Annotated in this window: 12 protein-coding genes; 6 read left to right on the top strand and 6 right to left on the bottom strand. The window is 59.9% G+C overall.

Annotated elements, in window-relative coordinates; genetic code table 11:
• Positions 1–257 precede the first annotated feature (257 nt).
• A complete protein-coding gene (locus EDC30_RS17155; protein ID WP_165973867.1) occupies positions 258–2,834 on the top strand; it encodes a putative bifunctional diguanylate cyclase/phosphodiesterase in 2,577 nt (858 codons plus the stop codon).
• 87 nt (positions 2,835–2,921) lie between these two features.
• Here EDC30_RS17155 and EDC30_RS17150 read toward each other — a convergent pair whose 3' ends face one another.
• Together EDC30_RS17150 and EDC30_RS17145 are read right to left on the bottom strand one after the other, a co-directional pair.
• Positions 2,922–3,197, bottom strand: coding sequence for a hypothetical protein (locus EDC30_RS17150; protein ID WP_132260083.1), 276 nt, complete (start codon positions 3,195–3,197; stop codon positions 2,922–2,924).
• Between the two features lie 58 nt (positions 3,198–3,255).
• The gene (locus EDC30_RS17145) at positions 3,256–3,474 is read right to left on the bottom strand and encodes a hypothetical protein (protein WP_132260082.1); all 219 of its coding nucleotides are present in this window, start codon (positions 3,472–3,474) and stop codon (positions 3,256–3,258) included.
• Between the two features lie 219 nt (positions 3,475–3,693).
• Between EDC30_RS17145 and EDC30_RS17140 the strand changes: the two genes are divergently transcribed.
• Complete coding sequence (locus tag EDC30_RS17140) at positions 3,694–4,113, top strand: PilZ domain-containing protein (RefSeq protein ID WP_132260081.1); 420 nt, start codon at positions 3,694–3,696, stop codon at positions 4,111–4,113.
• Between the two features lie 57 nt (positions 4,114–4,170).
• On the opposite strand, the gene EDC30_RS17135 is transcribed toward EDC30_RS17140, so the two are convergent.
• A complete protein-coding gene (locus tag EDC30_RS17135; RefSeq protein ID WP_132260080.1) occupies positions 4,171–7,212 on the bottom strand; it encodes an AsmA family protein in 3,042 nt (1,013 codons plus the stop codon).
• Positions 7,213–7,521: 309 nt separating this feature from the next.
• On the opposite strand from EDC30_RS17135, the gene EDC30_RS17130 reads away from it, so the two are divergent.
• Entirely contained in the window at positions 7,522–8,310 is a 789-nt protein-coding gene (locus EDC30_RS17130) for a hypothetical protein (RefSeq protein ID WP_165973866.1), read from the top strand.
• Between the two features lie 47 nt (positions 8,311–8,357).
• On the opposite strand, the gene EDC30_RS17125 is transcribed toward EDC30_RS17130, so the two are convergent.
• Positions 8,358–9,551 carry a methyltransferase gene (locus tag EDC30_RS17125; RefSeq protein ID WP_132260078.1) on the bottom strand — a complete coding sequence of 398 codons (1,194 nt, stop codon included), beginning with the start codon at positions 9,549–9,551 and terminating at the stop codon, positions 8,358–8,360.
• Between the two features lie 377 nt (positions 9,552–9,928).
• On the opposite strand from EDC30_RS17125, the gene EDC30_RS17120 reads away from it, so the two are divergent.
• Positions 9,929–12,361, top strand: a complete 2,433-nt coding sequence (locus tag EDC30_RS17120) for a penicillin-binding protein 1A (RefSeq protein ID WP_132260077.1) — start codon at positions 9,929–9,931, stop codon at positions 12,359–12,361.
• Positions 12,362–12,426: 65 nt separating this feature from the next.
• On the opposite strand, the gene EDC30_RS17115 is transcribed toward EDC30_RS17120, so the two are convergent.
• Together EDC30_RS17115 and EDC30_RS17110 are read right to left on the bottom strand one after the other, a co-directional pair.
• A complete protein-coding gene (locus tag EDC30_RS17115; RefSeq protein ID WP_165973865.1) occupies positions 12,427–14,154 on the bottom strand; it encodes a putative bifunctional diguanylate cyclase/phosphodiesterase in 1,728 nt (575 codons plus the stop codon).
• A 341-nt stretch (positions 14,155–14,495) separates the two neighbouring features.
• Complete coding sequence (locus EDC30_RS17110) at positions 14,496–15,242, bottom strand: DUF72 domain-containing protein (RefSeq protein WP_165973864.1); 747 nt, start codon at positions 15,240–15,242, stop codon at positions 14,496–14,498.
• A 238-nt stretch (positions 15,243–15,480) separates the two neighbouring features.
• Here EDC30_RS17110 and ligD point away from each other — a divergent pair, with 238 nt between their 5' ends.
• Positions 15,481–16,947: a non-homologous end-joining DNA ligase gene (ligD, locus tag EDC30_RS17105; protein ID WP_132260074.1), complete on the top strand. Its 1,467-nt coding sequence runs from the start codon at positions 15,481–15,483 to the stop codon at positions 16,945–16,947.
• 172 nt (positions 16,948–17,119) lie between these two features.
• Complete coding sequence (locus EDC30_RS17100; protein ID WP_243656837.1) at positions 17,120–19,216, top strand: putative bifunctional diguanylate cyclase/phosphodiesterase; 2,097 nt, start codon at positions 17,120–17,122, stop codon at positions 19,214–19,216.
• The last annotated feature ends 24 nt before the right edge of the window (positions 19,217–19,240 follow it).

Raw genomic sequence — 19,240 nt, 5'->3', positions numbered from 1 at the left:
ACTTCAGCCCCGCCGCCTGGCGGGGCTATTTTTTTGTCAACGCGGATGAGCAAGTCAAAAAGGAGAAACCGACTTTCAGTAATGCAGCAAAAACGGCACAGGCAGCATAAATAGTTCTATACATGCATGAAACTTTAATTACTATATGGATGCAAACACTTCATCCCGGAAGGTTTCCCCATACCGCACGAAACTTGCGACCGTCATGCTTCGCTGAAGTTTGAAAACAATACTAACAATACAGCCCAGTTCGATTCATGGACGCCAGACACGACGCCTCTTCCAATATCAAGCTGCTGGACAGTTTCTACCGCATCTTCCTGATTCTGGCGCTGGTATTTCTCTGCATTGGCGTTCCCTTCGTTTTCTACAGAAAGCTTGTCACGGCGATCCTGACGTCCGCGCAGGTTGTCATCATCCTGAGCCTGTGGCGGCTAAGCCGTAGCGGCAAGCCGGAACTGTCGCTCAAGCTGTTTGCCTCCTTCATGTGGGTCTTGCTGGTCGGCCTGATCTTTTTCGGTTTGCCGCCCATTACGGTGGCCACCGCCGTGGCCATCGCCATGATGCTTTGCATCGTCACCAGCATCCAGCTGGGCACCCTGTTTATCGCCACGTACATGCTGGCCTGGGGCAGCTATATCGTGCTCAGTAAATTGGGCCTGGCTCCCGAGCCATATTTCATCAACCGGCCAGCCGTGTCATGGTTCATCGCGGCATTCGCGGCGTGGCTGGTGCTGGTGCCGCTGCCCGGCCTGGTGCGCAGCCTGCGCAAGGCCAACTCGCTGCAGCGCGCCACCATCGAAGCGACGGCGGATGGCATCCTGGTCGTCTCCGGCGGCAAGGTCGAGATCTGCAATCGCCGCTTCATCGATATGTGGCGCATCCCGCCGGCAGCGTTGGCCCCCGACAGCGACGATGTACTCCTCAACACCGTGATCGACCAGGTGGAAGATGCGCAGGCGTTTCTGGCCAAGGTGCAGTATCTGTATGAGCATCCGGACATGTCCAGCAACGATATCGTGCGGCTCAAGGATGGGCGCATCTTCGAGCGCAATTCGCTGCCGCAGCGGCTCGATGGCAAGGTCGTGGGCAGGGTCTGGAGCTTTAGCGACATCACGGCCAGTAAGCGTGCCGAGGAAGAATTGCGCATCGTCGCGACCGCTTTCGAATCGCAGGAAGCGATCATGATTACCGATGCCGAACAGGTTATCCTGCGCGTCAATCATGCCTTCATCGACAACACCGGCTACGACGCGCATGAAGCCGTCGGCAAGACGGCCAGCACGCTGTTGCGCTCCGACCGCCACGACGACGCCTTTTACACGGCGGTACAGCACGCCATCCAGCGCACCAGCGGATGGCAAGGCGAAGTCTGGTGCCGCCGCAAGAACGGCGACATCTTTCCGAACTGGACCACCGTCACCGCCGTCAAGGGCAACGAAGGCCAGACCACCCACTACGTCTTTACCCAGACCGACATCACCTCGCGCAAATCCGCCGAAGAAGAAATCCGCCACCTGGCGTTCTACGACCCGCTGACGCAATTGCCGAATCGCCGCCTGCTGATGGACCGCCTGCGCCAGGGCTTGGCTGCCAGCGCGCGCAGCGGACATGAAGGCGCCTTGATGTTCATCGACCTCGACAATTTCAAGATCCTCAACGACACGCTCGGGCATGACAATGGCGATGCGCTGCTGCGCCAGGTCGCCGAGCGCCTGCCCTGGTCGGTGCGCAATTGCGACACGATCGCGCGGCTGGGCGGCGATGAATTCGTGGTGATGCTGGAAGACTTGAGCGCCAATCCCGCCGAGGCGGCGATCCAGGCCGAAGCCGTGGGAGAAAAGATCATCGCCGCGCTGAACCAGCCCTACCACCTGGTCGGCCATCAGTATCACTGCACGCCCAGCATCGGCGTGGCGCTGTTCGGCGCGCCGATGAACAGCGTGGAAGAAGTGATGAAGCGCGCTGACCTCGCCATGTACGAAGCCAAGGCGGCAGGGCGCAATTGCCTGCGTTTCTTCGACCCGGAAATGCAATCGGTGGTCACTGCTCACGCCCAGCTGGAGGAAGAGTTGCGGCAGGCGCTGGACCTGGAAGAATTCCGACTCTTTTACCAGCCGCAGGTCGATGACGCCGGGCGCCTCACCGGCGCCGAAGCCCTGGTGCGCTGGCAGCATCCGCAACGCGGGCTGGTCGGCCCGCTCGAATTCATTCCGCTATCCGAGCAGACCGCGATCATTCTGCCGCTCGGGCGCTGGGTGCTGGAAGCCGCGTGCAAGCAATTGGTGGCATGGGCAGGCGTCGCCGGCACCGCTCACTTGACGGTCGCCGTCAATGTCAGCGCCCGCCAGTTCCGCGAACGCGACTTCGTGGCCCAGGTGAAGGCGGTGCTGGACAAGACGGGCGCTAAGCCGCAGCGCCTGAAGCTGGAACTGACCGAAAGCATCCTGCTCGACGATGTCGAAGACGTGATCACCAAGATGACCCAGTTGCGCGCGCATGGCGTGGGCTTTTCGCTGGATGACTTCGGCACCGGCTATTCTTCGCTATCCTACTTGCGGCGCCTGCCATTGGACCAGTTGAAGATCGACCGCTCCTTTGTGCGCGATGTCCTCACCAATCCCCACGATGCGGCGATCGTTCGCACCATCGTCGGGCTGGGCAAGAATCTCGACATGAAAGTCATTGCCGAGGGCGTGGAAACCGAAGTGCAATGGCGCTTCCTGCAGGAGCTGGGATGCCATGCGTATCAGGGCTATTTCTTTGGCCGTCCGGTGCCGATCAGCGAGTTTGGACGCGCCAGCGATCAACGCTACGCGGCCGGCGCAGCATAGAACTAGAGCGCGAATACAGCCGCGCCGCACCTGCCGAAGCCGGACATGATTTCTGTCGCTTCAAGCCAACCAAGGCCAGGGCAAGCCTCACGGCTGCCCATGGTCTTGCTGCCGCGCGATATCCTTGACGATCTCCGCGCCCTCCAGCGGCCGGGTAGCATGCTTCCACACGGCGTTGGGCTCGCTGCGCGCCAGATCCCGTTCCCATACCGTGCCGCATTCATGGCAGATGTAATAGTCGGCCCGGCCGGTTGCCTTTTCCCAGAAATTGATCCCGGTTTCCGAATACAGTAATAAATTGGCGTGCGGCGAAGTGGAAACCGACGCGCCCTCGAGCGCGGCGCAAGCAGAGCATGGTGGCATGGTGTTTTCCTTGTCGTTACCGGGCAGATCGCAGGCATGCTGACTATGCAGTCGATGTCTAGCTGACCGCCGGCTTATCCGTTTTCATGGCGCGCGCGAATGCCGCCTTGGCTTGACTGTATTCCTGTTCGGCGGCGCGGTATTCCGCCTCGAGCACTGGCGCGATGTCGCTGCCTTGCGATTGCGCGCTGGCTTGCACCGCTTGCAGCAGGCGTTGGCGCTTGTTGAATACATCCTTGGCTAGCCTGGCCAGCATTTCTTCCCTTGTTGGTTCCATCTTTCGTTGTAGCAGTGGTGACTTATAGCCCGTAGGACATTATCGGCACCGGTTTGTTCAACAATGCACAAGCTTTTTTGCTGGCCTGCGCTTAAGCGCATGATGCATCGGCCTTACCACAGTTTGTTAAAGACTGTGTCGCCGCAGTGGCTTTGCGGCGCTGCAAGTAGACAGTGAAAATTTCTGTTCGTACACTGGATTAAAAGGGAGAGACTACCCATGCCAGAGAAGACCAATACCACTGCGGCAAACCGGCGCCAGTTTGCGCGCGTCGCTCCCGAGCGCCAGCAACCGGTGCGCGTGCATATCAATGGCGATGGTTTCATCGAAGTCACCAATGCCGTCGATATCAGCGAAGGCGGTATCCGCATCAGCGTCAAGCATCGCTTCGCCGGCTGCCATGTCGACTTGCCGGCGTCGCTGATCGTGCATCTGCCGGCGCCGATTTCGCGCCACTTCAGCGTGCGCGGCCGCATTCGTCACGTGCTGGGCGATTCGTTCGGCGTCGAATTCATCAGTTTGAATCCGAGCGACCGTGCCCTGGTGCGTCATTACGTCGAGCGGCTCAGCGGCGTCGTGAAACCTGCGGCAGGCGGACTCTTTGCCCCGCTGCGCAAACTGTTCGGCATGTCAGCGTAACGATACGCCCGTCGCTGACACACGACGCATGAGGCAAGCCGGTCGCGCGACGATGAGCTAGCGGCTGAACTTCGGCGCGCCCACCGTGCCGCCAAGCTTGACGATGCCATGCGCCTGCCTGGTCGCGGTACGCAAATCCATATTGATTTGGCCGTCGAGCCTGCCATCGGCATCCAGGGCCGCGTCGCCCGCCGCCGACAGCAATCCGGCAGCCATGTGCATTTTCGCCAGCTTCAGCTTGCCGCCATCGAGAATGAAATCGCCATCGATTTCATTGAATGCCGTCCTGCCGCTGCCGGCCTGCCCCATGATCTGGCTGGCCATATCGATGCCGAGCAAGGTGCCGCTGCTGGCATTGAAGCTGCCGCGAACTTGCGGCGCGGCGAACAATTTATCGGCTTCGTCGGCGCGCATCGCAAACTTGAAATTGCCATCCAGCGCGCCGCCCTGCATTAGAGTAGGCACTAGCTTCGCCGGCGCGAACCGCTTGGCCTGCGCCTCGCCTTTCAAGTTCCAGCCCTGCTTCCAGCGCAGCACGGCGTTGCCGCTGAGGGTGCCGTCATAGACAACGCCGGTAAATTTATCGATCTCCAAGCCATCCCGCGCGATGGCGCCGCTGGCATTGAAACTGTCGAATCCCTGAGTGGCGCCGAACGGCAAGAGCAGGTCATTGGCGGTGAATTCGAACTGCAGCTTGCCATCTTTCTGGATCAAGTCGATGTGGAGTTTTTCCGCCGCCGCATTCAATGCGATCTTGCGCCAACCGCTCTTGTCATCGATTTCGACGCTGCCGTCAAAGACCGGGAGCGGCAGCCGTGGCGTGCGCAGGCGGATATCGCTCGCGGTGAGCATGGCGGCTTGCCATGGGGTGTCGGCTTGTGCGCCGGTTGGTGCGCCTGATGAAGTGCCCGATGTTGGTCCGAACAGAATCCAGGCGAGGCCTTCTTCATCGATGGCGGGCGAGACCAGTTCGATGGAGGTGAATTGCATGGTGCCGTCAAACAGGCTGGCCAGCGAAGCTCTGGCCTTGACCTGCGGGATGACGATCTGTTTATTCTCGCCGATCGCCACTTCCTGCAAACGCCAGTGCGGTTGCGGCAGCAGCGCCAGGTTCAGGCCGCCGATGCGCACCGGCTGGCCGAACTGCGCGCTGGCTTCCTTTTGCAGTAGCGCCAGGCGGCTGGTGAATGGCATGACGTGGACTGCTGCCAGGCCGATGACAGACAATGCCGCCACTGCCACGGCACCCGTGCGCACCAGCCTGCCGAGGTTCAATGACGGCAGAGCGATGCGCACGGCGCGCCTGGATGCCGGCTCTTCGCTCGCCATGGCTGGCTGTATGGTGTCATCCGGCGCTGGCGACGCGGGAGCTGCCGCCTTGTCGGCATCTGCGCCGACCGCTGCCTTGACTTCGGCTTTGGCTGCAATCTTTGCCGCTTTTTCGGCTTCTTTCTCGGCTTCCTTAGCTGCCTTTACGCGGGCCGCTTCTTCGGCTTTCAGGCGCGCTGCTTCTTCCGCGGCCTGCCTTGCCTTTTCCTTGGCTTCGCGCTTGGCCTGCTGCTCGGCTTCCTTTTTGCTCCTAGCTTCGGCGGCTTGCTGCGCCTTGCGCTCGGCTTCCTGGCGCGCTTTTTCTTCCGCTTCGCGTCGAGCCTGTTCGCGCGCCTCGCGTTTGGCCTGTGCTTCTGCCTCTTTCCTGGCTTTGGCTTCCGCTTTCTGACGGGCCTTATCCTCTGCCTTCAGGCGTGCCGCTTCCTCGGCTTCCTTCCGGGCCCGTTCGCGCGCTTCCTGCCGGGCCTGCTCTTCCGCTTCACGCCTGGCTTTTTCTTCCGCCGCGCGGTGTGCTTCCGCTTCCGCCTGCAAGCGTGCCTGTTCTTCTGCTTCGCGCCGGGCCTGTTCCTCGGCAGCGCGACGTGTCTCTTCCTCGGCCTGCAGGCGCGCCTGCGCTGCGGCTGCCAGCCGCGCTTCTTCCTCCGCTTTCAATTTCGCCTGACGTTCTGTTTCTGCCTTGGCGGCCGCTTCCGCCTCGCGCTTTGCCAATTCTTCGGCGGCGCGACGGGCTGCTTCCCATGCCTTGATGCGCGCCTGTTCCTGCGCCAGCCTTTCGGCTTCTTCTGCGGCGCGGCGCGCTGCTTCTTCCTGGCGACGTGCCTCTTCTTCCGCTTCACGCCTGGCTTGCGCCTCGGCCTCTTTTCTGGCTTTGGCTTCGGCGGCCTGTTGCGCCTGTCGCTCGGCTTCTGCCCGCTTCCTGGCGTCTTCCTCAGCCTGCTGCCGGGCGCGTTCCTCCGCCTCGCGGCGCTGGCGTTCCTGTTCCTCGCGCCGGGCCGCTTCTTCGGCCAGCCGGCGCGCTTCCTGCTCCGCCTTGATACGGGCTTGTCTTTCCGCTTCCTCGGCTTCTTTTCTGGCGCGCTCTTGCTCGGCGCGCCGTGCCTGTTCTTCCGCTTCCTGTCTGGCGCGAAGCTGTTCTTGCAATAGGGCTTGCTGGCGCGCGAGTTCGGCTTCCTGCTTGGCTTTGGCCTCTGCTTCCAGGCGAGCCTGCTCCGCCGCTGCAAGTGCCAGCCGTTCGCTTTCGCGGCGCGCTGATTCGGCGGCCTGACGCTGCATTTGTTCGGTAATGCGCCGGGCTTCTTCCTCGATGGCGCGACGCGTCTGGTCGATTTGCGCGACCTGTTCTTCGCGTGCCCGGCGGGCGCTGTCCGCGTCGAGCATGCCCAGGCTTCTGAAGTCGAGGTTGCCCGCATGCGCTCCCGACGCTACGTCGGGCTCTTCCATGGCGCGAAAGAAGTCGCCGATGGTGAGTTGGCTGTTGGCGACTTCAATCGTCGCCGGCGCGGTCAGGCCGAATACGGTCTCACCGGTGGATTGCGTGCCGGGCGGCGCGGACGACCCGAATTCGCGGATGTAATCCTCGGCCAGCAACTTGCTGATGACTTTCTCCAGCCGGGCGTCGTCCATGCCAAGCTGATCGATCAGGTTTTCGAAACTTGCCTTCCCATCGATTTCTTTGAGGATCTTGCGGTGTTCGCGTGACAGGTTCTTGGTTTTACCCAGCGCTTCGCCCAACCCTTTGGCCGTTTTGGTAAAGATGGTGTAGTTATCCATGCCGCCTCAAAGAAAAGGGATGCCGTGCGTTGCCAGTCTCCGCATTGTTAATAATTGTAAATTTCTTGATGGAACTTTTGCAGTTATTGCCGCTGCCGTCAATCCCTGACGCCAAAGTTGAGCGCTTTCTGGTCGATTACACAACAGGCAGCCATGACGGAGCCAGCGTCAAGTGTGGCGAATGCAAGCAAAAATGTAGCGATCCGCCGACAGACTGCCATGCCTCTGATCTATGCCGCTATCGGGCGAATTCTTCTGGCTTAGCATGGTCAATTATGGATTTGCCAATTCACTGACGGCATGGCACTTGTGAACCTTTCCGATGCAGCAAAGCTGGTGCGCAAAGCGCGCACGACCCTGTTGCGCGATATTGAAAACGGGCGTTTGACCAGAACCGTGCTGCAGGATGGCGACGTCCGCATCGACACCGCGGAATTGCTGCGCTTTTACGGCCGCCTGCATAGTCCGGCAGCCGCTCCCAAGCCGCGGGAGCCCCGCAAGGATCCTGCCGACAAGAATAAGATCGCGCTGCTGGAAGAGCGCATTCGTTCGCTCGAGCGTGTCATTGCGCTCGAAGCCGAGCTGCGCCGTGTGAAAGACCAGGTGACCAGCGAATTGCGTCTGCGCCTGGCTGACAAGGATCACATGATCAAGATCCTGGAAAGCAAAATCCTGTTCCTGGAATATGACAAGCAGGCGCTGCAATCCCGCGCCGTGCCGACGCTGGAGCCGGAACAGGCGGTGCGGCCGCCAGCCCGTCAACCGGGAACATCCGCTGCGTCTGCCGCAAAGCCTGCCGCTGTGCCGCCTGCGGCACCAGCAGCACCAACCGCCACCGCGCCTACTGCCGCCACTGCGTCAACTACATCAACTACGCCGCAGAGCACTTCCGCCAGCCCTCATCCAGACCATTCTGGTCATGCTGCCGCGTCGGCACCGCAAACTGTCACCACCCAACCTGCCGCAACGACGATCCACACCTATCCCACCGCTGCACGCGGTGCTACGGGCGCACCAGGCGGCGTGGAAAGGCGCCATACCGCCAAGCCAGGCGGCTGGTGGCGACGCCTTTTCGGCGGCAAGCCGGACAATTTTTAATCAGGGATACACACTCAGTACCTGCTGAATACGTGCTTACTGCGCGCTTATTTGGCAGCCAGGCGCCACAGCGATGTCACTTCGGCGCGCCGTGCAGCATGCAGCGGGTCGTCGGGGTCGCTGGCCTTGGGATGAATTGGCCGTGCATCAAGCCGGCCGGCCACCTTCAATCCTGCCGCATCGATCCATCCTAGTAAGTCTTCGCGCGAGCGCAAGCCGAGATGCTCGGCCAGGTCAGACAGGATGAGCCAGGCTTCGCCGCCGGGTGCCAGGTGCGCGCCAACACCTGTCAGAAAGCCGCGCAGCATGCGGCTATCCGGGTCATACACCGCCTGTTCGAGCGCGGAACTGGGGCGCGCCGGCAACCAGGGCGGATTGCACACGATCAGCGGCGCTTGCCCCGGCGGAAACAGGTCGGCTTCAACGATGTCGACTTGTTTTTCCAGTTGCAGGCGCTGGATATTGTCGCGCGCGCAAGCCAGTGCACGCGGTGCGCAATCGGTCGCCACGACATGAGTAGCGCCCCGGCGCGCCAGCAAGGCCGCCAGCACGCCAGTGCCGGTGCCGATATCGAATGCCTGCGGCAGCGGATTCGCCGGCAAGGGCGCCTTGACCACCAGCTCCAGATACTCGCCACGTACCGGTGAAAACACGCCGTAATGTGGATGAATGCGCGCTCCCAGCACCGGAATCTCGACACCTTTCTTGCGCCATTCATGCGCGCCGATGATGCCTTGCAGCTCCCGCAGCGATGTCACGAAAGGCGCAGTATTGTCTCCGTACGCTTCGCGGCAAGCCTGGCGCACATCGGGCGCGCGGCGCAGGGGAATGCCGTAATCAGCATCGAAAGGAATCAGGAGCATGCCCAGCACCCGGGCGCGCTGCGCCTGCGCCTGGCGATGGAAATGAAAAGCTTCGGTGATGTTGGCCGCGGCTTTGGGCTTTTTGCCGCCCTTGCGCCGTCCCTTGCCGTCGAGGCGCCGTGCCAGCGCCTGCAGCAATTGCCGCGCATTCTGAAAGTCGCCGCGCCACAGGATGGCCGTTCCCTCGCAAGCCAGACGATAGGCCGTATCGGCCGCCAGGGTATCGTCGCCGATCACCACGCGTTTCGGCACAGTCGCGCCGCCTTCGGCGCGCCACGAGGCGCAACGGTTTTCACCTGCTTCATTCCAGCAGAGTTGCGGCTGTTCTACCGCCGCGCCGGCGAGGGAAGGAGTGGAGAGGGATGACGCAAGAGACATGAATGGCAAGCGATGAAATGATTATGCTGGCTAGAGTTTTGCCAACTGGCGGAAAGACGGCATTTAAACACAAATCGCTCGCGTCGACTGCCAGTTTGGCCGCAGATGACGCCAGCAGGCGATACGCAGGATGACGGATCCGAGATATTTAATGGTGCATGAGCAACTTTTCCGCCGATACATTGCCTAAGATCATTATGGCGGCAAGATATTGCTGCGCTTACACAACTTTGTCGTTACAAAAAGTAATCACCATACCCCCGATTCGCAATGCCTGATACAGTTGCATGCGGTTAGTTTTATAAAATTGCTATTTTCTGGCTTGTCCAGCCGCGCACATATTTGCTACCTGCATTGTTGGCTGCGCGCACTTCTTTATGAAATCAACGAAATCTTCCAAATCCTCTTCCTCTTCACAATCGTCCAAGGGCGCCAAATCCGGCGCCGGCAAACGTTCCTGGCGCCGGCGCCTGGCCGGCCTGTTTCTGGGTGGCTTGGCCATCGTGGCGCTGGTTGGCGGTTTGCTCGCGGCTTATGCGCTGATACTGGTCGCTCCCAGCCTGCCCAGTCTGGATACGCTGACCGATTATCGTCCCAAGATCCCGCTGCGCATCTTCACCGCCGATAATGTACTGATCGGCGAATTCGGCGAAGAGCGGCGCGAGTTCGTGCCGATCAAGCAAATGCCGCCCCTGATGACCAAGGCGCTCCTGGCGATCGAGGATGAAAGCTTCTATCGGCACGATGGCGTGGATTACAAGGGCGTGCTGCGCGCCGCCCTATCGAATTTTGTCAAAGGCGGCAATGCGCAGGGCGCCTCGACCATCACCATGCAAGTCGCGCGCAATTTTTTCCTGTCGCGCGAAAAATCCTATTCGCGCAAGGTCAACGAAATCATGCTGGCCTATAAGATCGAGCGCGAACTCTCCAAGGATCAGATCCTCGAGCTGTACATGAACCAGATTTACCTGGGTGAACGCGCCTATGGTTTTGCCGCTGCCGCCTACACCTATTTCGGCAAGCCGATTCGCGACATCAGCGTGGCCGAAGCCGCCATGCTGGCCGGCTTGCCCAAGGCGCCGTCGACCATGAACCCGGTGGTCAACCCCAAGCGCGCGCGCCAGCGCCAGCTGTATATCCTCAAGCGCATGCGCGAGCTGAACTACATCACTGAAGCGCAGTACCAGCAGGCAGTGAATGAAAAGCCGGTAATCCGCGGTAACGCGCAACGCTTCGGCGCCCATGCCGAATACGCCGCCGAACAGGTGCGCAGGTTCATGTATTCGCAATTCAAGGAAGAGACGTACACGCGCGGCTTCAATGTCGTCACCACGCTCGTCAAAACCGATCAGGATGCGGCGTATGCGGCCGTGCGCCGCGGTGTGCTGGATTACGACCGCCGCCATGGCTATCGCGGGCCGGAAGCCTTCATCAAATTGCCGGACGATGAAGAAGACCGCGATGAAGCGATTGCCCAAGCCTTGCTGAAATACCCGGACAGCGGTGAATTGAAATCAGCCGTGGTGCTGGCGACGTCATCCAAGGCAGTGCGCGTGCAAGTGCTCTCCGGCGAAGAAATCACCATCAGCGGCGAAGGCTTGCGTTTTGCCGCCGCCAAGCTCGGCGCCAAGGGTGACAGCGGCGTGCGACCCGGCGCCGTGATCCGCATCATGCAAGACGCCAAGCAGAAATGGGCGATCGTGCAATTGCCGGAAGTGGCGGCAGCCTTTGTCGCTCTCAATGCCCATGACGGCTCGTACCGCGCCCTGGTCGGCGGCTTCGACTATGGCTTGAGCCAGTTCGACCATGTCACCCAGGCCTGGCGCCAGCCGGGCTCGACCATCAAGCCCTTTGTCTATTCCGCCGCGCTGGAAAAAGGCTTGTCGCCCGGCACTTTGATCAACGATGCGCCGCTGGAAATGACCGATGCCAATGGCCGCTCGTGGACGCCGCAAAACGACAATGGCAGCTACGATGGCATGGTATCGATGCGCTATGGCTTGAAGCGTTCCAAGAACGTGGTATCGATCCGCATCCTGCAACAGGTCACGCCGCAGTATGCGCAAGACTATCTCGGCCGCTTCGGCTTTACGCCGGACAAGCACCCGAACAACCTGACCCTGGCACTCGGCACCGGGTCGGTGACGCCGGCACAGATGGCGTCGGCCTATGCCGTGTTTGCCAATGGCGGCTACCTGCGCCAGCCTTACCTGATCGCCAAGATCACCGATGCCAAGGGCAACGTCCTGGCGCAAAAGCCGGAGGCGGAAAATGAAGCCGAACGCGTGCTCGATGCGCGCAATGCCTGGCTGATGGATAGCATGCTGCGCGACGTCGCCCATTCCGGCACGGCCGCAGCCGCCGGCCAGAAGCTTGGCCGCGCCGACCTGGCCGGCAAGACGGGTACCACCAACGATGCGATGGATGGCTGGTTTGCCGGCTATGCCAGCGATGTGGTGGCCGTGGCCTGGCTGGGTTACGACACGCCCAAGTCGCTGGGCAACCGCGAATTCGGCAGCACCTTGGCGCTGCCGATCTGGGTCGATTACATGCGCGTCGCCTTGCGCGGCCGCCCGGATGGCCAGCGCGCGATGCCCGATGGCCTGGTGCAAGCCAATGGCGACTGGGCTTACCAGGAATTTGCCGACCAGGGCGCGGTGCGCACCGTCGGCGCGGAAGAGCGCGACCCGATCAGCAGTCTGTGGAACCGCCTTTTCGGCGGCGGCAATGGCAACCCGGCGCCGTCACAGCCGGCACGCAGCAATTCGCCAGTCAACCAGCAAGTCGCGCCGACGCAATCCTTGCCGTAAGCGGCGCGGCGATGACGGCTGCACGTGCGCCTGGCAGGTTGCAGCCATCGATCGCAAACGATGGCTCAATCCGCCACGCTTTTTTGCAAGTAAGCGGCAAAGTCTGGCGCCGGCAAGGGTTTGGAAAACAGGAAGCCTTGAAAATGCTGGCAGCCGATTCCGGTCAACGCATGTAACTGCTGGGTCGATTCGACGCCTTCGGCGACGATGGTGAGTCCCAGTTTCTGGCCCAGCATGATCATGGCTTGCAGGATCGCCATATCCTTGGCGCTACCCGGAATGCGCCGGATGAATGAGCGATCCAGCTTGATCTGATCAAGAGGAAGATCGCACAGATACGCCAGGGAAGAATAGCCCACGCCAAAGTCATCCAGCGACATGCCAATGCCGTGTTTTTTCAGCACAAGGATCTTGTCCACGGCATCGCTGATATTCTCGATCAATGCCGTTTCCGTAATTTCCAGCTTCAGCTTGCCTGCATGGATTCCCGTTGTCTCAATGATGCCGATCACCTGATGGATGAACTCGGGATGGCGGAATTGCTTGGCGCTGACATTGACTGCCAGCGTCAGCCGCGCCGTTGCGGGATGCCGCGCCCATGCCGCCAATTGCTCGCATGCCGATTGCAGCACCCACTGGCCTAGCTGCAGGATTTGCCCGGAATTTTCTGCAACGGGAATGAATTCAGCCGGCGAAACGTGCCGATAATCCGGATGCGTCCAGCGCAGCAAGGCTTCGGCACCGATGACGCGCTCGTGCAAGTCGACCTGTGGCTGGTAATGCACGGTGAATAGCTCATGCTCCAGGCTATGACGGATTGCATCCTCGATCGCCATCCGCTTGCTGATCGCCGACTGCATCACCGGATCATAAAAACAAAAAAGATTTCTGCCGGCCGCCTTGGCCTGGTACATGGCGGCCTCGGCGCGCTTCAGCAATTCCTCCGCCGGGCGCTGCGTGCCGTGAAAAAGCGACGCGCCGATACTGGCAGTGCTGCTGTGCTGGCTATTACATAGCTGAAAGGGCTCGCCCAGGATGGCAAGAATTTTTTCGCCAGTTTGTGCGGCGCGGCTGCCGGCTTCGATGCTGGTATGGCCTATGCTTTCGAGTATGACGATAAATTCATCGCCACCGAGACGCGCCACCGTGTCGCTTCCACGCAGATAGCGCGCCAATCGCTGCGCCACTTGCTGGATCAGCACGTCGCCCTGGCTATGTCCCTGCGTATCGTTCACCAGTTTAAAGTTATCCAGGTCGATCAGCATGACCGCGCCCCATTGCTGGTTGCGGCTGCTGACGCGCATGGCATGTTCCAGGCGGTCCTGCAAAAGCCGTCGGTTCGGCAATCCGGTCAACTGATCGAGGTTGGCAAGACGCTGGATTTCACTTTGCGCTTCCTTGACGCTCTGGATATCGGTGCAAATGCCATACCATTTGCGGATATTTCCAGCTTCATCCCGAACCGGCTTGCCACGGACGGCAAGCCAGCGATATTTGCCGCTCGTATGGTGCAGCGCGCGAAATTCAATGGAGTATTCGGTGCCGGTGGCGACGGCATGCTGCCAGGCGCTCAGCGTGGGCGTCACATCATCGGGATGCAGAATGTCTATCCAGCTCTGGCTAGGCACATCAAGGTCGCGCTGCACGAAGTCGCGATAGACCTGATTCACATAATCAATCGTGCCATCTGCGCGGGCAGTCCAGATAATGTGCGGCATCGCATCCGCAAATTCCCTGAAACGCTGTTCCGCAATTTCGAGCGCCTCGGTACCACTCCATTCGTTAACCGACATTTGCCCGCCCGTTAATGATGTGTAAGAACACTTTACCCAACCAATGCACAGCCTGCTTGTAACCAGCATTCTGTCAAAGTAGACTAAAAATTTCAGATTGAGTTGCGGCGCCGGCAATGAGCGAAAGCAGAGGGTTTATCGGATGCAAATTCTCGGCTCGCAATTAACGCGGTGCCATGAATGGGGTTTGGCCAGCGCAGCCCGATGGGAGCTGGCAGACCTCCCGGAATGAGAATATCTGCCATCCTTGTCTGGAACGCGCCGGACCGCCGGCCTCGCAAGACACATCGATTTCCGTAATGACGTGAATGCTATTTATGCCGTTTATGCCCGGCTGAAACTCATTCCTGCCGCAGCAATCGCAGCATCTGCATCACATTCTGCGGTGCATAGCCATGCACGTCATTATTGAATAGCTCATAAGCCTCATCGACCTGCTGGCGCCGGATCAGCGCGATGTCTTCGGCAACCGCTTCCTCGCTATACAAGCTGCTGTAGACGCTGTCCGGCCCATGCCGGCGCAAGTAAATGAAATCCGCGGTCGGCACCAGTGGCGTGGCAAATTCGTGCCAATCCGACGCCACCAGGGCGGCGCGATATTTCGCCAGCAGCTCGAAGGTCGGTGTCACGCACCACGAGGCATGCCGCACTTCCAGCGCGACCTTGAGCGAGCGTTGCGTCAGTAACTGCAATACCGCTTCCAGGCGCTGCAGATCGATTGCCATGCGATTGGGAAGTTGCACCAGCACGGGTCCGCGTTTTTCTTCGGGAATACGCAGGCAGCCATCGGCGAAATAATGCAGCAAGTGTTCGCCCGGTTTGACATGCGGCGCGCTTTGCAGCCTCAGGCGGCGGCGATGCGTGACTGACTGCGGCGCCTTCAAAATCATCTTGGCGCCAGCGGGAATCTTTTCTGCCCATCCAGCGACCATCTCCGGCTTAGGGATGCTATAGAACGTGGAATTGATTTCCAACACGTTCATTTTGGAATAGGCATACGCCAGGCGATCCTTGGTGCGCGGCGGATAGAACACGCCATTGTTCCAGTGCGCGTACTGAAAGCCACTCGTGCCGACATAGATATTCATGACTGGTACGACATTCGCCGCGTCGGCAAAAATCCATCGCCAAGCGCAGCCTTGCAATTGCACAAGAACTAAGCAGTACCTCGTCTGTCGAATTTGTAACATTAATCGTATGGCATTCGATGGTTACAGCGGTGCGTCAGCCCATTCGACCACGGCGCTTGCCGACAGGTGAATGCCAAAAGCATTGCCGCAAATTCGCATCGGACCTATGCACCACAAGCAAGATAGAGGAAAAGCCATGCCGAATAAACTTGCGACCTACCATGCCAAACGGAATTTCCGCATCACGAGCGAACCACGCGGCCAAGCGCAGCGCGCGCAAGATGAATTGCGCTTCGTGGTGCAACGGCATGACGCGTCCAAGCTGCATTATGATTTTCGGCTCGAACTCGATGGCACGCTGAAAAGCTGGGCCATTCCCAAGGGGCCGAGCATGAATCCGGCCGACAAGCGCCTGGCGGTGCAAGTCGAGGATCATCCCATCAGCTATGCCGATTTCGAAGGCATCATCCCTGCGCACCAGTATGGCGCCGGCAAGGTGGAGATCTGGGATAGCGGCATCTGGGAAGCGCGAGGGGATGCGGCGCAAGGCTATCGTGACGGCAAGCTCAAGTTTCATCTGTATGGCGACAAGCTGCATGGCAGCTGGACGCTGGTGCGCACGCGCATGGCTGGCGGCGGCAACAAGCAGCAATGGCTCCTGATCAAGGAAAGGGACGAGGCGGCGCGCAGCGACAGCGGCATCGATGAGGAAGCGGATAAACCGGTAGGCAAGTTGCTGAAGCATGCCCCATCGAAGCCTGCCACGCTGCAGGGCATCACCATCACGCACCCCGAGCGCGTGATCGACCCGGCAAGCGGCTTGACCAAGCTGGACTTGGCGCACTACTACGATGCGGTTGCACCTTACCTGCTGCCTTACCTGAAAAACCGCCCGGTCTATCTGCTTCGCTCGCCGGGCGGATTGACAGGCAAGGCCTTTTTTCAGCGGCATGCCATCCGCGCCGCGATTCCGGAAATCGCAATTCTTGACCCATCGGTCGATCCGGAACATCAACCGCTCTTGGTCATCAATTCCGCCAAGGCCCTGGTATCGGCGGCACAAATGGGCACGATAGAACTCCACACCTGCAATGCCCGGGCCGATTGCATGGATAAGCCGGATTGCATGGTATTCGACCTCGATCCCGATCCCAAGCTCAAATGGCAGCGCGTGGTCGACGGCGCGCGCCTGCTCAGGGAATTCCTGAACGAGCTGGGTCTGGACTCCTTCGTCAAAACCAGCGGCAGCAAGGGCTTGCACGTGGTGGTGCCGCTGGCGCGCCGGCATACCTGGGAAACCGTCACGCGCTGTTCCGAAGCCGTGGCACGTCATCTGGCCGAGACCTTTCCGCGCAAGTTCGGCATCAAGATGGGCGAGCAAAACCGCGTCTGCAAGATCTACATCGATCATTTGCGCAACCAGAAAATGGCCAGCACTGTCGCGCCATACTCGGTGCGCGCGCGCCAAGGCTTGAGCGTTTCCACACCGCTGTCCTGGGATGAACTCGATGACGTGACCAATTCGGCCATGTGGAATATCCAATCGCTGCCGGCGCGCTTGAAAGCGCTGAAGAAGGATCCATGGGAAGCGTATGGGAACACGCGCCAGACAATCAGCAAGGCCATGCTGCGCAAGCTCGACATGAAAGACGCGGCGCCATGAAGGCAGTGCAGCGCAAGGATTTGCATACATGATCAGGGTATTGACCGCCCTGGCGCTGCAAAACGTTAGCTGCAAGTTAATACTATCTATTGCATTAAAACCTTTAATTGGCTTTGCCTTAATAACTACGGTATTGTGCTCGGCCCAAGAAAAATATGCTGAATATTGAGTCATGCTGCAGCCCACCTACAGCCTTGCGCTTATAATTGCCTCCCTGACAATCGCAACGCTGGCGTCCTACACCTCGCTCCACCTTACCGGGCGCATCGCCACCGTCAGCGGAAAAAACCAGCGCCTGTACTGGCTGACTGGCGGCGCCATTGCCATGGGCCTGGGCATCTGGTGCATGCATTTCGTCGGCATGCTGTCCTTTTCCTTGCCGATCCCGCTCGGCTACGATTTTGGCCTGACTGCAGCGTCACTGGTCATTGCGGTGTTGGTTTCCTTCTTTGCGCTGCATCTCGTCACGCGGGAAAAGGTTTCGCTCTCCCGGCTGTTCAGTAGCGGCATCATGATGGGCGCCGGCATCGCGGCCATGCATTACACCGGCATGGCCGCGATGCGGATGAATCCCGCCATCCAATGGCACCCCGGCATTTTCACGCTCTCGATCCTGATCGCGGTCGGCGCCTCCACGGCGGCGCTGTGGCTCATGGTCAGGTTGCGGCATCAGCGTGAAAAGCATCTGCTTCTGCGCCGCATTGTCGCGGCCCTGGTCATGGGTATCGCCATCACCGGCATGCATTACACGGGCATGGCCGCCGCCGATTTCCCGCTCGGCTCGGTCTGCACGGTGGCGTCGGAAATCAGCCCCAACTGGCTGGCGCTGACGATTGCCGGCCTCACCTTCGGCATCCTGACCATCACCCTGATGCTGTCCATTCTCGATGCGCGCCTGGAGATGCGCACCAACGAGTATGTGAAGTCACTCACCACGGTCAATGCAAAGTTGCACCATCAGGCCATGCACGATGCCCTGACCGGTTTACCGAACCGCTCCTTGCTGTTTGAACGCGTGCGCCATGCCCTTGTCGCTGCCGAACGCGCCAGGGCGCGGGTGGCGCTTTACTTCATCGACCTGGATGGCTTCAAGGCGATCAACGATTCGCTGGGTCATGCCGTCGGCGACGCCTTGTTGCAGGAAGTGGCGGCGCGCCTGCAACAATCCTTGCGCAAGGAAGACACCGTGGCACGGCTGGGCGGCGATGAATTCGTGATCCTGGTCGAGGGATTGCCTGACGTGGGCATGGCCGGGCATATCGCAGAAAAACTACTCGAATGCTTCCATGACGAATTCGTACCCCATCAGCTCGGCATGCGGATTTCTCCCAGCATCGGCATCGCCATCTATCCGGACGATGGCAAGAGCGTGGATGAGCTCATCAGTCATGCCGATGCGGCGATGTACGAGGTCAAGACCAGCGGCCGCAACAATTACCGCTTCTTCGAAGCGGCCATGAATGCTTCCACGCGCCGCGCCATCGATATCCAGCGCAGCTTGCCTGCGGCGATCCAGAACGACGAACTATTCCTGGTGTATCAGCCCAAATTCAGCTGCGACCGCACCCATATCCTTGGCGCAGAAGCCTTGCTGCGCTGGCGGCATCCCAAGCTGGGCATGATCTCGCCCGCCGAATTCATTCCAATCGCCGAGCGCTCCGGCCAGATCCTGGAAGTCGGACGCTGGGTCATTGAAGAGGTATGCCGGCAATTGCAGGAATGGCAAACGGCAGGATTGGAAACCGTGCGAATCGCCATCAACCTGTCGCAAATCCAGATGCGCTCGGCCCGCATCGTCGAAGATATTCTTGGCATCACCGTCAAACACCAGATCGCTCCGGCCAAGCTGATGTTTGAAATCACCGAAACGGTGGCCATGCAAAACGCCGTCGAAACCATGCAAACCATTGAAAAGCTTCAGCAAGCCGGGTTCGAGCTGGCCATCGACGATTTCGGCACCGGCTATTCCAGCCTCAGTTACCTGCAGCAGTTCGGCGTGCAGCAAATGAAAGTGGACCGCAGCTTCATCCACAACATGGCCATCAGCCCCAAGGGCTATTCGATCGTCGTGGCCATCATTCAGCTGGCGCACTCGCTGGGTATCGAAGTCGTGGCCGAAGGCGTGGAAACGGAAGAGCAGCTCAGCTTGCTGCAGGACCTCGACTGCGACCAGACGCAAGGCTACTTGCATTCGCCGCCGCTGGAAGGCAATGCCTTCATCGATTTGCTGAACCAGCCGTTTGCGCCTGTAGTCGGTGTTGCGGCATAAAACCAGTCCAATTTATAGAGGAGA

Origin of the sequence: Paucimonas lemoignei (assembly GCF_004342585.1) — a bacterium.
GTDB classification, from domain to species: Bacteria; Pseudomonadota; Gammaproteobacteria; order Burkholderiales; family Burkholderiaceae_D; genus Paucimonas; species Paucimonas lemoignei.
The sequence above is the reverse complement of the archived record's forward strand: the minus strand, read 5'-3'. Positions and strand labels throughout refer to the sequence as shown.

What these genes read in the sequence shown, in the direction of transcription:
- EDC30_RS17135 (WP_132260080.1), bottom strand. Translation starts at nt 7,212, where the DNA reads ATGGATAACTACACCATCTTTACCAAAACGGCCAAAGGGTTGGGCGAA.
- EDC30_RS17125 (WP_132260078.1), bottom strand. Translation starts at nt 9,551, where the DNA reads ATGTCTCTTGCGTCATCCCTCTCCACTCCTTCCCTCGCCGGCGCGGCG.
- ligD (WP_132260074.1), top strand. Translation starts at nt 15,481, where the DNA reads ATGCCGAATAAACTTGCGACCTACCATGCCAAACGGAATTTCCGCATC.
- EDC30_RS17120 (WP_132260077.1), top strand. Translation starts at nt 9,929, where the DNA reads ATGAAATCAACGAAATCTTCCAAATCCTCTTCCTCTTCACAATCGTCC.
- EDC30_RS17115 (WP_165973865.1), bottom strand. Translation starts at nt 14,154, where the DNA reads ATGTCGGTTAACGAATGGAGTGGTACCGAGGCGCTCGAAATTGCGGAA.
- EDC30_RS17140 (WP_132260081.1), top strand. Translation starts at nt 3,694, where the DNA reads ATGCCAGAGAAGACCAATACCACTGCGGCAAACCGGCGCCAGTTTGCG.
- EDC30_RS17110 (WP_165973864.1), bottom strand. Translation starts at nt 15,242, where the DNA reads ATGAATATCTATGTCGGCACGAGTGGCTTTCAGTACGCGCACTGGAAC.
- EDC30_RS17145 (WP_132260082.1), bottom strand. Translation starts at nt 3,474, where the DNA reads ATGGAACCAACAAGGGAAGAAATGCTGGCCAGGCTAGCCAAGGATGTA.
- EDC30_RS17155 (WP_165973867.1), top strand. Translation starts at nt 258, where the DNA reads ATGGACGCCAGACACGACGCCTCTTCCAATATCAAGCTGCTGGACAGT.
- EDC30_RS17100 (WP_243656837.1), top strand. Translation starts at nt 17,120, where the DNA reads ATGCTGCAGCCCACCTACAGCCTTGCGCTTATAATTGCCTCCCTGACA.
- EDC30_RS17150 (WP_132260083.1), bottom strand. Translation starts at nt 3,197, where the DNA reads ATGCCACCATGCTCTGCTTGCGCCGCGCTCGAGGGCGCGTCGGTTTCC.